The sequence below is a fragment of the Mesorhizobium sp. M5C.F.Ca.IN.020.29.1.1 genome, assembly GCF_003997375.1.
Lineage (GTDB): Bacteria > Pseudomonadota > Alphaproteobacteria > Rhizobiales > Rhizobiaceae > Mesorhizobium > Mesorhizobium wenxiniae.
Map to the genome: position 1 here is coordinate 22,898 of NZ_RZSW01000008.1, position 13,877 is coordinate 36,774.

Genomic DNA, 13,877 nt, shown 5'->3' on the forward strand with positions numbered 1-13,877 from the left:
GGACGGGCGGCAGCGCTTTGCAAGCGGATTACCTTTGAGAGGAAGGCCGGTTGCGGCAACGCGACATCTTTGCGCGGATGGGATCAAACCGTTAAGAGTGTTCGCCGAACAAGCTGCATGGCGCCGATACGGCGCCAATGAAAATCGCGACGGACACCAATTGATGATGCGTTCAATACTGGTCGGCATTCTCGTCCTGATGGCAGCAGGCATCGGCTGGCTCACCTTCGACTGGTACCGCGGGCATTATGGCGGTGAGCCGTTCGGCGCGCCGTTCACGCTGGTCGACCAGAAGGGCGCCCCGATCACCGAGGCTGCGTTTCGCGGCCACCCTAGCGTCGTCTTCTTCGGCTTCACCCATTGCCCGGAAGTTTGCCCGACCACACTGTTCGAACTGGCCGGCTGGCTAAAGACGATGGGTAACGACGGCAAGAACCTGCGCGCCTATTTCGTCTCGGTCGACCCGGAGCGCGACACGCCGGAAATCATGAAAGCCTATATCAGCAACTTCTCTGACCGCATCCTCGGCATCACCGGCGAGCCCGACAAGGTCCACGCCATGGCCAAATCCTTCGGCATATATTCGAAGAAGGTCGATACCGGCAACGGCGACTACACGATGGACCACACGGCTTCGGTGCTGCTGCTCAACGACCGGGGCGACTTCGCCGGCACCATCGCTTATGGCGAAAGCTCGGAGACCGCCATCGCCAAGCTGAAGCGGCTGGCGGCGGAAGGCTAGTGCATGATCCCGAAAGTGGGAACCGGTTTTCGGATAGGATCATGCTCGAACAAGACCATCGTTTGATGACCCAAACGCGGCTCTATTTCACCACTGGAAAGATCGAGGCCGACCGTATCTTCGCGGCGTTCGAAGCAGCCTTCGAAGACGAGGGTCTGCCGATTGCCATCCTCGAAATCGATGAGGACCGCGACATCCACGAAGTGTCGCTCTATGCCGACGGCGATGTCGACGCCGTCGAGGCTCGTGTGAGAGAGATCCTTGCCGGGCTTGTCTTGTCGAGGCCGATTGCGCGCGAGCCCGTGCCTGATATCGACTGGGTGACGCGTTCTTTGGAGGGACTGAAGCCGGTGCGCGCCGGCCGTTTCTTCGTGCACGGCGCGCATGACCGCAGGAAGCGCCACAGCGGCGAACTCGCCATCGAGATCGAAGCGGGCCTAGCCTTTGGCACCGGCCATCACGGCACCACCGCCGGCTGCCTCGAAATGCTGGAACAGGTCGTGCGGCGCGAGCGCCCGCGCAACGCGCTCGACCTCGGCACCGGCAGTGCGGTGCTGGCCATCGCGGTGGCCAAGCTCGCCCATATTCCGGTGCTGGCGACCGACATCGATCCGGTCGCCATAAAGGTCGCCGCCGCCAATGCGTGGCTCAACCACGTCAAGGCGCTTGTCGAAACGGTGACGGCGCGGGGATTCTACCATCCGATTTTTGCCGCGCGCGGCCCCTTCGATCTCATCGTTGCCAACATACTGGCGCGGCCGTTGATGCGGCTGGCGCCCGAAATGGCAAGGCATACCGCTTTGGGCGGCTCGATCGTGCTGTCAGGTATCCTCGACCGGCAGCGCGACGCGGTGATTTCGGCCTATGTCGGCCAGCAGTTCCGCCATGTCAGGACGTTGCATCGCGAAGGCTGGGTGACGATTCACCTTAAGCGGTGAGGCCCAGCACTTTCAAACGCAGGCCGTAAATTCGCTCAGACGTAGCGCGACCTTGCCGCCTTCTTCAGTTCTTCGCGATCGTAGCCGTTCGCCTTCAGCGTTTCGTCGTCAAAGCCAAGCAGAACGCCGCTCACATAGCGGCTCGCTTCGCGCTGGCGTGCTTCGATGAGAGCATTCACAGCGCTTCTGAAAAATCCGCGTCTGGCTGAAATCGTGGACATGATGGTCTCCTTTGCAGGGCAATAGGACTCGTTCCTCCACGTCGAAAACGTAAGGTCTGCTGACCTATTTGAAAATCGCTGATTCTGCATGGCGTCTATGCGCAAAAGCGATGCTCTGACCAAGCCCCACCGATTGTGAGGCGGCTGACGCTGTAGCACTCTGACTTGCGCTGATTTTCTCCGGACCGAAGATCGGCGTAGCAAAAGTCGATTCCGATTTTCGGGGTCATGCGCTACGGTCGCACCAACATCCGAGGAGAGGCCATATGTTCCAGACCTTTGATTCCGCCGGCGACCCCGCCGTCGGCAAGCCGCGTGTTGCGTTGCTCCGTCAATGGCTTGCGGCCAACGGGCTGGACGGCTTCATCGTGCCTCGTGCCGACGAGCATCAGGGCGAATATGTCGCCGACCGCTCGGCGCGGCTAAAATGGCTGACCGGCTTCAGCGGCTCGGCCGGCGTCGCCATCGTGCTCGGCGACCGTGCTTTCATGTTCGTCGACGGGCGCTACACGCTGCAGGTTCGCCAGGAGGTCGATCTCGACATCTTCTCGATCGAAAGCCTGGTCGACAATCCGCCCCCCACCTGGATCAAGGACAATCTCGGCAGGGGCGTGCGGCTTGGCTTCGATCCGTGGCTGCAGACGATCGGCGACGTCAAGGCGCTCAAAGCTTCGGCCGAAAAATCGGGGGCGACATTGGTGCCGCTCGAGAGGAATCCAATCGATGCCATCTGGAAGGACCAACCCGAACCACCGCTGGCGCCGGTCGAGCTCCATCCGATCGCGTTTGCCGGCGAACTGGCCAAGGACAAGCTGGCACGGCTGGCCGAGGCCATTGGCAAGGATGGCGCCACCCATACCGTGCTGACCGACCCGTCCTCCATCGCCTGGGTCTTCGACATCCGCGGCGGCGACGTGCCGCATACGCCGCTGGCGCTCGGCTTCGCCGTGCTCGCCGCCGACGGGTCGCACCAGCTTTTCATGGACCAGCGCAAGTTTTCGCGGACCGTCGCGGCCTATCTGACGCAGCTCGCCGAATTGCACGAACCCGGTGAATTCGAAGCGGCGATCGCAGGATTGGCCAAGGGTGGCGCAAGAATCGCGCTGGACCCGGTGCTGGCGGCGGAGAAACTGAGAATGCTGGTCGAGGACAATGGTGGCACCGTCATCACTGCACCTGATCCTGCCCGCATTCCACGCGCGACGAAAAACCAGGCCGAGATCAACGGCGCCCGCGCCGCGCATCGCCGCGATGGCGCCGCCGTAGCCAAGCTGCTTTGCTGGCTCGACCGTCAGGAACCTGGCAAGCTCGACGAGATCGCAGTCGTCACCAAGCTCGAGGAGTGCCGCCGCAGCACCGGCGAGGAAACGCAGATGCCGCTGCGCGACCTCTCCTTCGACACCATCTCGGGCGCCGGTCCGAACGGCGCCATCATGCACTACCGTGTCTCCCGTGCCACCAGCCGAAAGCTTCAGTCTGGCGAGCTGTTCCTGCTCGATTCCGGCGGGCAGTACCAGGACGGCACCACCGACATCACCCGCACCGTGCCGATCGGCAAGCCGACCGAGGAAATGCGCGAACGCTTCACATTGGTGCTAAAAGGCATGATCGGCATTTCCATGCTGCGCTTTCCGCCGGGCACGCGCGGCTCCGAGATCGATGCTGTGGCGCGCCTGGCTCTATGGAAACACGGTTGCGATTTCGCCCATGGCACAGGCCACGGCGTCGGCTCCTATCTGGCAGTGCACGAGGGCCCGCAGCGCATCGCCAGGACCGGCACCGAAAAGCTGCTGGCAGGCATGATCGTCTCCAACGAGCCGGGCTACTACAAGGAAGGCTCTTACGGCATCCGCATCGAGAATCTCGTCCTGGTGACGCCGGCCGAGCCGATAGAGGGCGGCGACATCGCCATGCACGGCTTCGAGACACTGACGCTGGCGCCTATCGACGTCAGGCTGGTGCGATCCAACCTATTGACGCGCGACGAGCTACATTGGCTCGACATATACCACGCGCGCGTGATGGCCGAGATCGGACCAATGCTCGACGGCGAGACGCTGGCCTGGCTGGAAAAGGCAACCGCCCCGCTGCCGCACGACCAGAAGATTTGATTCTCGGAGCGGCGGTGGGCAGGTTTCGTCTACCCGACGAACTGCCGGGCGAGGACCAGCACGGCGGCGCCGGCCAAAAACATCGCCATCAGCCCGCCGCGCAGCGAGACCAGCCCGGCGACGATCAGAGCCGCCCATTCCGCCGGCCCGGCGCCCAGTGCCGCCGGCGCCACCAGCGTAGTCAGCACCGCCGCCGGCACGGCGTTCAGCCCGGCCTCGACGCGCGGATGGATGCTTTCGAAGCGCGAGATCACCAGATGTCCGCCGATGCGGGTGAGATAGGTCGCGATCGCACCGGCGACGATGATCCATAAAGTCGTGCTCATGGCCGCGCCTCCACACCGCTGTGGTGCGGCGGCAGGATGACCGCGAGCAGCACGCCGGCCACGGCGCCGATGGAGACGTGCCAGGGCGAGCCTACCGTCTTGTAGGCGATGATGGAGGCAGCGGCGCTGGCGACGACCACCGGCAGCCACAGCGGCCGTTTGCGAAAGCTCATGACCAGTCCGAGAAAATAGATCGGCAGCAGGAAATCGATGCCCAGCGCATGTGTATCGGGAATGAGCTTGCCGAACACCGCGCCAAGCGCGCTTTCGGTCACCCAGAACACATAGACCGGGAGGCCAAGCCCCATGTACCAGGCAAAGCCGACGGTTTCGCCGGCCTCCGCCTTGCGCTCAGCCACCGCGAACTGCGGATCGGTCAGGATGAAATAGCCGACAGCCTGTTGCACCAGCGGCCAATGTGCGATGCGCCGGCCGATGCCCGCCGAGTAAAGCACATGGCGGAAATTCACGGCGAAGATCGACAGCACGATCAGCCATGGCGCGACATGCTGCCCGAACAATTCGATGCCGACCATCTGGCTGGCGCCACCGAAAACCATGGCACTCATCACGAAGGCTTCCAGCACCGAAAAACCGTTGTCGACGGCGATAGCGCCGAACAGCAGCGCAAACGGCGCCGACGCCACCACGACAGGCATCGAGAGCCGCACGCCTTGCCAGAATTCGCTCTTCGCACCGTTTTCGGGGATTGCTTCCGCCGACATCAGCCACTCCTTAGAGCGCCGCTCGTCCTGTGGACGCGAACGCTCTAACGCTTTGAATCCACGCATCGGCTCATCCGAAAATCGATCCCGAGTTCGGGCCGATGCGGGAAAGGCCGTATGTAGGGAGCGCTGCCAGCCTTGTCACACCAATTCGCTTGAGCCAATGATCAGCGGAAATGATCGCCGCAGCCATGTCGCACGTCAGGCCTGCGCCATCCTTCGGAGATTAATCCACCGGGACCCTGGCTTCGATCGCCCTGCCCCAGTCGAGCAGCGGCTTGGCCCGCAAGGCGAAATCGACAAGCTCGTCGACCAATGCCGGCCCATAGATTCCCGCAGGGTCGATTTCGTGCCGGACGGCGAAATGCCGGTTGCGGATGGCCGCCGCGAGATCAGCCTCCGTGACATGCTCGAAGCCGCGTGGCGCTCGCTTCATGCAACCTTCCGCATCGAGTTCGAGACGGTTTTTCTTCAGCGCTTTGATGAGCGCCCGGAATTCGCCCGGCCGCGTCGCGACGGCGTTGCGCATCGCCAGCAACAGCGACGGCCCGGGCTGCCACCAGGCAACGCCGGCAAAGCAGCGCTCAAGCCCGATATGGACGAAGAATACCCCCTGCTCCATCTTGGTGCCGTCAGGCGAAAGGATCGCCGACAGATGCCGGTTGTAAGGACTTTTGTCCCTGGAGAAACGCACGTCGCGATTGATCCGGAACAGCGACTTCTTGCGATCGCCGCGCAAACCCAGCCCCGCTGCCGTGAAGCGCTCGGCGAGAGTTTCGACCAGATCGCCGAAAGGGTCGCGCAGCTCGCGTTCGAAGAGCTCGCGGTTTTCCAGAAACCACTCCCGGCTCTGATGAAAATCGAGCGCCTTGAGGAAGGGAATGGCCTTTTGGCCGAAACCGCTAAATGCAGCGGCCATCATGCTCCTTTGCCGATCCGCTGCAACCAAGTGTCCTCGTCGATCACCTCGATGCCGAATTTGGTCGCGTCCTTCAGCTTGGAACCGGCCCCTGGGCCTGCCACCACGAGATCGGTCTTCGCAGAGACTGAGCCGGCGACCTTCGCGCCGAGACGTTCAGCCATCGCCTTGGCCTCGGGGCGTGTCATCTTTTCCAGCGTGCCTGTAAACACGATCGTCTTGCCGGCGACCGCATTGCCGGCTGAGACGTTCACAATGTACGGCTTCGGGTGGACCTGCGCGAGCAAGACTTCAAGCACCTCGTCGTTGCGTTCATTGCCGAAGAAATCGCGAAGCGCGCCTATCACCGTGTCGCCGATGCCATTGATCGATGGGAAAACGGTGTGTGGATCGGCCGCCGCCGCAGTCTCCTTGCCGATGCGGATCAACTCCTCACTGGTTGAGAAGGTTCGGGCAAGTACAGCGGCCGTGGTCTCGCCGATATGGCGGATACCCAGCGCGAAAATAAAGCGATCGAGTTCCGGTTCGCGGCGAGCGTCGATGGCGGCGAACAGCTTGTCGAGACCTTCGTAGTTGCGTTCCTCCACACCGCGCACATTCTTGCGCGTCTTGCCCGATGCGGCCTCGCGCTGCCTGGCCTGCTCCTCGCGCCGCTCAGCCAGCGCCTTGGTCACGGCGGGACGGCGATCCCTAAGAGTAAAGATATCGGCGGCTGTTTTGATCAATCCCGCATTGAAGAACAGGTCTATGTTTTCGGCGCCCAGGCCTTCGATATCCATGGCGCCACGTGACACGAAGTGGCGCAATCCTTCCACGGCCTGCGCGGGACAGATCAGTTCGCCGGTGCAGCGTCGGCGGGAATCTTCCTTGCCGGTCTTTTCGTTGATCTCGCGCGTTGCGGGTGAGCCACAGATTGGACAGGTGTGCGGGAATTCGTAGGGCACGGCATCAGCGGGGCGCTTGTCGATAACGACGCTGACGATCTGCGGAATGACGTCGCCCGCCCGCTGGATGACGACTGTGTCGCCAATACGCACGTCACAGCCGTCGCGGATTGGCTGGCCGTTGCTGTCGAGACCCTTGATGTAGTCTTCATTGTGAAGCGTGACATTTTCGACCACCACGCCGCCAACCGTGACGGGCGCAAGCCGTGCAACGGGCGCCAGGGTGCCGGTGCGGCCGACCTGAATGTCGATCCTGAGCACGGTCGTCATTGCCTGTTCGGCAGGAAATTTATGAGCGATGGCCCAGCGTGGTTCGCCAGTGGCGAAACCCCATCTGCGCTGCAATTCCAACTGGTCCACCTTGTAGACGACGCCGTCGATGTCGTAGCCGAGCGACGAGCGCTGGGCCTCGATCAGGTGATAGTGCGCGACCAGATCGTCGACCGACTTCGCCCGCACCATCAGCGGACTGATCTTGAACCCCCACTCAGCGAATTTTTGCACTGAATCGTATTGCGTCGGAGCGGGATCCCCTGACGTGTAGCCCCAGGCGTAGGCTAAGAACTTGAGGTTGCGGCTGGCGGTTACGGACGGATCCTTCTGACGCAGGGATCCGGCCGCCGTATTGCGCGGATTGACATAGTCCTGGCCGCCAACCGCCGCCGACCGTTCCTTCAAAGCCTCGAACTCCGCATAGGTCATATAGACCTCACCCCGTATCTCGATCACATCAGGCCAGCCCGAGCCTTTCAGGTGCTTGGGGATGTCGGCGATTGTCCTGAGATTGGCGGTAATGTCCTCCCCGACGGCGCCGTCACCGCGCGTTGCTCCCTGCACGAACACGCCGCCTTCATAACGCAGCGAAGCCGATAGCCCGTCGATCTTCGGCTCAGCCGTGAACGCAATGTCCAGATCCTTGTCGCGGTTAAAGAAACGCCGGCCGCGTTCGATGAAGTCGGCGACATCCTGGTCGGTATAGGCCTTGGCAAGACTGAGCATCGGCACCGCATGGCGCACCTTGGCAAAGCCTTCCGCCGGTGGCGCGCCCACTCGGCGCGATGGCGAATCCTCTAGCACCAAAGCCGGGAAGCGCTGTTCGATGGAGAGGTTGCGCTGCGTTAGCGCGTCATACTCCGCGTCCGTTATAACAGGTGCGTCCTCGGTGTGGTAGCGCCGGTCGTGCTCGGCGATCTCCGCCGCCAGCCGCTTTAGCTCGCTTGCGGCCTCGCTTTCGCTGAGCGAATCAACTGGTTTTTCGGCCATGCATTGCTCCCTTCCCGGTGGCGCGACACAATAGAACAGGATTCTCCCATGAGGGAGAGACCGGGACGAGAAAATCATTCCTGAACAGCGGGATGGAGCCACATCCTGACTCGATCCACAACGCCGAGCATGAACTTGCTATGCTGCGGTGTTCTCCCGCAGCAGACGCTCGGCAGCCGCACGCGCCTCATCGGTGATGGTCGCCCCGGCAAGCATCCGCGCGATCTCTTCCTGGCGCTCCGCCCGGTCCATCTCGGCAATGCCGGTGGCGACACGATCGGCCCCGCCCGATTTGGAGATCAGGAAATGCGTCGCCGCGCGTGCCGCCACTTGCGGCGCGTGCGTAACCGAAAGCACCTGCACGCGCTTCGACAGCCGCGCCAGCCTTTGGCCGATAGCGTCCGCCACCGCGCCGCCAACGCCGGTGTCGATTTCATCGAAGACCAAGGTCGGCGCCGAGCCGCGGTCGGCCAGCGCCACCTTCAGCGCCAGCAGGAACCGAGAAAGTTCGCCACCGGAGGCGACCTTCATCATCGGGCCCGGTCTTGTGCCGGGATTGGTGCGCACCCAGAACTCGACCTGATCGATGCCGTCTTCCATGCGGCTCTCGGCCTCACTTGCCATCTCGACGATGAAGGCTGCCCGTTCGAGCTTCAGTGCCGGCAGTTCGGCCATCACCGCCTTGGTCAAGCCGATCGCCGCCGCATGGCGAAGCGACGAAAGCTGTGCCGCCGAAATGTCGTAGGTCTCGCGCGCGGCGGCAGCTTGCTTCTCCAGCCCGTGCAGGCGCTCCTCGCCGGCGTCGAGATCGGCGAGATCGGCGGCCATCGTGTCTCGCAATTGCGCCAGATCGTCCACCGCCACACTGTGCTTGCGTGAGGCGGCGCGCAGCGAAAACAGCCGCTCCTCGGCCTGTTCCAGCCGCCGCGGATCGTATTCGGTGGCGCGAAGTGCCGCTTCCACCCCCGACTGTGCCGCGTCGAGCGACAGCATCGCCTCATCAAGCGATTTGACCACGTCTTCGAGCAGGCCGGGTGCCTCGGTCACCTTGCGCTGCAGTCGCCGCAACAGGCTGGCGAGTTGCGGCAAGGGCGAGGACGGGCCCGAGAGCACATCTTGCGCGTCATGGATTTCCGAGGCGATCTTTTCCGCGCGCATCATCGAGGCACGCAGTTCGGCAAGGTCGGCTTCCTCGCCGGGCTGGGGGTCGAGCTTCGTCAATTCGGCGACCGCGGCGCGCAGATAGTCGGCCTCGCGGGCCGCCGCTTCCACCTTGGCGCGATGTCGCGAAAATTCCTGCTCGCACGCCCGCCAGTGCCGCCATGCCTCGCCGGTCGCTCGCACAGCGCCGAGATGACCGCCGAAGCTGTCCAGCAATTCGCGATGGGCGCCGGGATCGACCAGGGCACGCTCGTCATGCTGGCCGTGGATCTCAACCAGCGCGTGACCGACGTCGCGCATAAGTGTCACGCTGGAAGGCTGGTCGTTGACGAAGACGCGAGTACGGCCATCCGCCGTCTGCACGCGGCGCAGAATGATGTCGCCATCGTCCTCGATAGCGTTATCGGCAAGCAGCATGCGGGCAGGATGGTTGCGCGGCACGTCGAACACGGCGATGACATGGCCCTGTGCCGCGCCATGCCGCACCAGCGAGGCGTCACCGCGGGCGCCAAGCGCCAGCGACAGCGCGTCGAGCAGGATGGATTTTCCGGCGCCGGTTTCGCCGGTCAGCACCGAAAGACCGGACGAGAAGTCGATGTCCAGCTTCTCGATCAGAACGATATCGCGGATCGACAGTCTGGAAAGCATGGTGACGCGCCGCTCAGGCGCCGGTGATCAGCTTCCCGGCCTTGGCGATCCACGAGCCCGCATTCTCGCGCGGCTCGAGCCCACCAGTCTGCAGGAGCTTGTAGGAATCCTTGTACCACACGCTGTCGGGATAGTTGGTGCCGAGCACAGCCGCGGCAGTCTGCGCTTCCGATGTCAGCCCCATCGCATAATAGGTTTCGGTAAGGCGCGCGAGCGCTTCCTCAACATGGCGCGTGTTGGAATAGGTCTCCACCACGACCCGGAACCGCTTGACGGCGGCGATGTATTCACGGCGCTCGAGATAGTAGCGGCCGATCTGCATCTCCTTGCCGGCGAGCTGGTCGTTGGCGAAGCGGATCTTTTCCTTGGCGTCGTCGACATATTCGGAATCGGGCCAGCGCGTCACCAGATCCTGCATCGTCTGCACGGTCTGACGCGCTTCCTTCTGGTCCTGGGTGACATCCCTGATTTGCCGGTAGTAGCTGAGCCCGATGATGTACTGGGCATAGGCCGCGTCGTCGGTCGACGGATAGAGCGTGAGATAGCGCTTGGCCGAACCGATCGCCTCGGTATAGTTGCCCTGGCGATAGTCGGCAAAGGCGCCCATCACCATCGATTTGCGGGCGTATTCGGAATAGGGATGCTGGCGGTCGACCGCACTGAATTTGCGGCTCGCCTCCTGCAGGCGCCCGGCATTCAGATTGGCGAGGCCCTGATTGTAGAGAACGTCGGCCGGCTCGGTCTGCTCGACATAGGTCGAAAGGTCGATATCCTTCTCGGACGACATGCAGGCCGACAGGAACAGCGATGGAACAACCACCGAAAGCGCCAGGAAAACAGCCCGATGCGGCGCTTTCGATTGACCAATTCGCTTGAAGAACATGATTGGATTCCGCCCTTTCGGCGTCATTTCAGTCGTCGGCAGCAGGCATAACCACAATCGCCGTGCCCGGCAACGCTATCTCCGGCCAATCGCACATTTTTGTGGCAGCCTGGCGCAGCCCGCACACTTGCGTGATTTCGCCGGCCAATGGTGCATTCATGCAACACAGGCCGGCGGCCATAAAACCCGAAAAACGTTAAGAATCAGATCATCCAGGGTGCGTAGACAGGTGCATAGACGGCGCTCATCTCGGCGGTACGACCGCGCTCGCGGCGTGTCGTCTCGACGATCTCGAACGCCGAACGGTCCGACAAAAGGCGGCGCAGCGCTGCCGCATTCAGCCTGTGGCCGCCGCGATAGGAGCGGAAGCAGCCAATGAACCGGGCGCCGGCCAGCGCCAGATCGCCCATGGCGTCCATCGTCTTGTGGCGCACGAACTCGTTGGGATAGCGCAGGCCTCCCATGTTGATCACGCGGTTGTCGTCGCCGATCACCAGGGAGTTTTCCAGCGAGGAGCCGAGCGCATAGCCGGCTGCCCACAGCCGCTCGACGTCCTTCATGAAACCAAAGGTGCGGGCCCGCGCGATATCGCGGCGGAAAATATCGGCATTCATGTCGGATGCGAAGAGCTGACGGCCGATCGCAGGGCTTTCGAAATCGATCTCGATTTCGAAGCGCGTGCCGTCATAGGGCCTGAACTCCGCCCAGGAGGCACCGTTCTCGATGCGAACCGGCTTGACCAACCTGATATAGCGGCGCTTGACCGGCAGCGAATCGATGCCCGCCTGGTCGATAGCCTCTACGAACGCCATGGCGCTGCCGTCAAGGATCGGAACCTCATGGCCGTCGATCTCGATGACGACATTGTCGATGCCGAGCCCGAAAAGCGTGGCCATCAGATGTTCGACAGTGGCGATGTGCTCGCCTGCCGGATCGCCGAGCATGGTGCACAGATCGGTAGCGCCGACCTCGGAAACGAGCGCACGGAACTCCCGGTCTTCGCTTCCATTCGAAAGCTGGAACACGACACCTGTATCAGCGTCTGCCGGCAGGAAATGAACGGTAACGGAATTGCCGCTGTGAACGCCGGTGCCGGTCAGCGTCGCACGCGATTTAAGTGTCGTCTGATAATCGTGCAAAACAAACCCCATAGCCCATACTGCCTTCGTCCGCTTCATCAGCCCGAGGGCGCGGCTCTTTGATCGGCAGGCAGGGCCACTTCCCCGAATCCCAGCAAACCGACATTGCTCGGGCGAAGATAGTTGCCCGGCAGGAAGTCTCCAAATCACGGTTTCTTACTTTGTGTAACCGCGATCCGGAGCGGGTATCGTCTCGTAACACTCTGTTTTGCAATCGCTTTTAAGATTAACAGGCAAACAACTTTTTGTCTGCCTGTTAATAACTGTTACGGACCGTTAACAGATCAATTCGCCTGGCGGCGCAGGAACGCCGGAATCTCCAGCTGATCGTCTTCCTGGACAGCCCTGCTCTGCGGCGTCAGCCGGCCCTGGTCGTCCAACTGGCCGCGGCGTGGCGCGTAAAGCTGCGGATCCTGGCTGGCAAGGCGGCGCACTTCGGGTGCCGCCTGGCGCAGTTTCGGCTCGCGCGGCTGCGCCGGCTGCAGTCGTGCGGGCTCTTCTTCGCGGCGGGTAAGGCCGTTCGTCAGGCGCTTGAGCAGTCCCATCGGTCCGCTGTTCTCGTGGTCGGCCGGACGGCTTTTGGCTTCCACCTCGGCTTTGACCACCGGCGGAAAGTCCTCGACGCGCGGCATGCGCTGGGGCGCTGCGGCTGCCGGCTGAAGCACTTCACGCTGCGGGGCAGGCTGCATCGCCTGCTGAACCATTGGCTGCACCATCGGCTGCGGCTGGGCCGGCGGAGCCTGGAAGATCTTGCTCTGCGGACGAAAATCTTCCGCCTGGGCAGCTGGCGCGGGACGCGCCATCGCCGCGGCATTCGCCTCGGCGAGCTGGATTGCCTCTGCTACAGGATCGACGGCGCGTGGCTCGTAGCCCGCCTGCTGGACAGGCGCCGGACGGTTTTCCGTGACCGGAGCGGCCGGGCGACTGACCGGCTTTGGCGGAGCCGTGCGGATGGCGATCGGCGCGGCGGCGATTTCGGCCGCCGATTTGTCGATGCCGGTCGCGACCACCGAGACGCGAATGACGCCTTCGAGGTCCTCGTCGAACGTCGCACCCAGAATAATGTTGGCCTCCTGGTCGACCTCCTCGCGAATGCGGGTCGCCGCTTCGTCGACTTCGAACAGGGTCAGGTCGCGGCCGCCGGTGATCGAGATCAACAGGCCCTTGGCGCCCTTCATCGAGGTTTCGTCGAGCAGCGGGTTGGCGATCGCGGCTTCGGCGGCGGCCATGGCGCGGCCCTCGCCGGAAGCTTCGCCCGTCCCCATCATCGCCTTGCCCATCTCGCGCATGACCGAGCGGACGTCGGCGAAGTCGAGGTTGATCAGCCCTTCCTTGACCATCAGGTCGGTGATGCAGGCGACGCCGGAATAGAGCACCTGGTCGGCCATGGCGAAAGCGTCGGCGAAGGTCGTCTTGTCATTTGCCAGCCGGAACAGGTTCTGGTTAGGGATGACGATCAGGGTATCGACGCATTTCTGCAATTCCTCGATGCCCAGATCCGCCGTCTTCATGCGGCGCTGGCCTTCGAAATGGAATGGCTTGGTGACGACGCCGACGGTGAGAATCCCCTTCTCACGCGCAGCACGTGCAACGACTGGCGCGGCCCCCGTGCCGGTGCCGCCGCCCATGCCGGCAGTGACGAAGCACATATGGGTGTTGGAGAGGTGGTCGACGATCTCGTCGATGCATTCCTCCGCCGCCGCGCGCCCGACTTCCGGTTGCGATCCCGCACCCAGGCCCTCGGTGACATGCGCGCCGAGTTGGATCAGGCGGTCCGACTTGGACATGGTCAGCGCCTGCGCGTCGGTATTGGCGACCACGAACTCGACGCCGCGCAAGCCAGCAGTGATCATGTTG

At 62.9% G+C, this 13,877-nt stretch carries 12 protein-coding genes; 3 read left to right on the forward strand and 9 right to left on the reverse strand.

Going from position 1 to position 13,877, the window contains the following annotated elements:
- Nucleotides 1-163 precede the first annotated feature (163 nt).
- Nucleotides 164-742 (forward strand): SCO family protein, encoded by a 579-nt coding sequence (locus EOA85_RS01695; RefSeq protein WP_127208097.1) that lies wholly within the window; start codon nucleotides 164-166, stop codon nucleotides 740-742.
- Nucleotides 743-807: 65 nt separating this feature from the next.
- Nucleotides 808-1,680, forward strand: coding sequence for a 50S ribosomal protein L11 methyltransferase (locus EOA85_RS01700; RefSeq protein WP_127208106.1), 873 nt, complete (start codon nucleotides 808-810; stop codon nucleotides 1,678-1,680).
- Between the two features lie 35 nt (nucleotides 1,681-1,715).
- Here the strand turns inward: EOA85_RS01700 and EOA85_RS01705 are convergent, their stop codons facing one another.
- Nucleotides 1,716-1,901 (reverse strand): hypothetical protein, encoded by a 186-nt coding sequence (locus tag EOA85_RS01705; RefSeq protein WP_029351430.1) that lies wholly within the window; start codon nucleotides 1,899-1,901, stop codon nucleotides 1,716-1,718.
- 266 nt (nucleotides 1,902-2,167) lie between these two features.
- Here EOA85_RS01705 and EOA85_RS01710 point away from each other — a divergent pair, with 266 nt between their 5' ends.
- The gene (locus EOA85_RS01710; protein WP_127208098.1) at nucleotides 2,168-4,012 is read left to right on the forward strand and encodes an aminopeptidase P family protein; all 1,845 of its coding nucleotides are present in this window, start codon (nucleotides 2,168-2,170) and stop codon (nucleotides 4,010-4,012) included.
- Nucleotides 4,013-4,041: 29 nt separating this feature from the next.
- Here EOA85_RS01710 and EOA85_RS01715 read toward each other — a convergent pair whose 3' ends face one another.
- The 8 genes from EOA85_RS01715 to ftsZ all read right to left on the reverse strand — a co-directional run.
- Nucleotides 4,042-4,338: an AzlD family protein gene (locus EOA85_RS01715; RefSeq protein WP_127208099.1), complete on the reverse strand. Its 297-nt coding sequence runs from the start codon at nucleotides 4,336-4,338 to the stop codon at nucleotides 4,042-4,044.
- Nucleotides 4,335-5,063 (reverse strand): AzlC family ABC transporter permease, encoded by a 729-nt coding sequence (locus EOA85_RS01720; protein WP_127208100.1) that lies wholly within the window; start codon nucleotides 5,061-5,063, stop codon nucleotides 4,335-4,337. The genes EOA85_RS01715 and EOA85_RS01720 overlap by 4 nt, the downstream gene beginning before the upstream one ends.
- 226 nt (nucleotides 5,064-5,289) lie before the next feature.
- A complete protein-coding gene (locus tag EOA85_RS01725; protein WP_127208107.1) occupies nucleotides 5,290-5,982 on the reverse strand; it encodes a TIGR02453 family protein in 693 nt (230 codons plus the stop codon).
- On the reverse strand, nucleotides 5,982-8,189 hold the full coding sequence (gene ligA, locus EOA85_RS01730) for an NAD-dependent DNA ligase LigA (RefSeq protein WP_127208101.1): 2,208 nt from the start codon (nucleotides 8,187-8,189) through the stop codon (nucleotides 5,982-5,984). Before ligA ends, EOA85_RS01725 begins: the two co-directional genes overlap by 1 nt.
- Before the next feature lie 138 nt (nucleotides 8,190-8,327).
- The gene (gene recN / locus EOA85_RS01735; RefSeq protein ID WP_127208102.1) at nucleotides 8,328-9,998 is read right to left on the reverse strand and encodes a DNA repair protein RecN; all 1,671 of its coding nucleotides are present in this window, start codon (nucleotides 9,996-9,998) and stop codon (nucleotides 8,328-8,330) included.
- A 13-nt stretch (nucleotides 9,999-10,011) separates the two neighbouring features.
- Entirely contained in the window at nucleotides 10,012-10,881 is an 870-nt protein-coding gene (locus tag EOA85_RS01740) for an outer membrane protein assembly factor BamD (protein ID WP_127208103.1), read from the reverse strand.
- Between the two features lie 203 nt (nucleotides 10,882-11,084).
- Entirely contained in the window at nucleotides 11,085-12,032 is a 948-nt protein-coding gene (lpxC, locus tag EOA85_RS01745) for a UDP-3-O-acyl-N-acetylglucosamine deacetylase (RefSeq protein WP_029351446.1), read from the reverse strand.
- Between the two features lie 272 nt (nucleotides 12,033-12,304).
- Nucleotides 12,305-13,877: cell division protein FtsZ (gene ftsZ, locus EOA85_RS01750; protein ID WP_127208104.1), on the reverse strand; the 1,573-nt coding region annotated here is incomplete at its 5' end.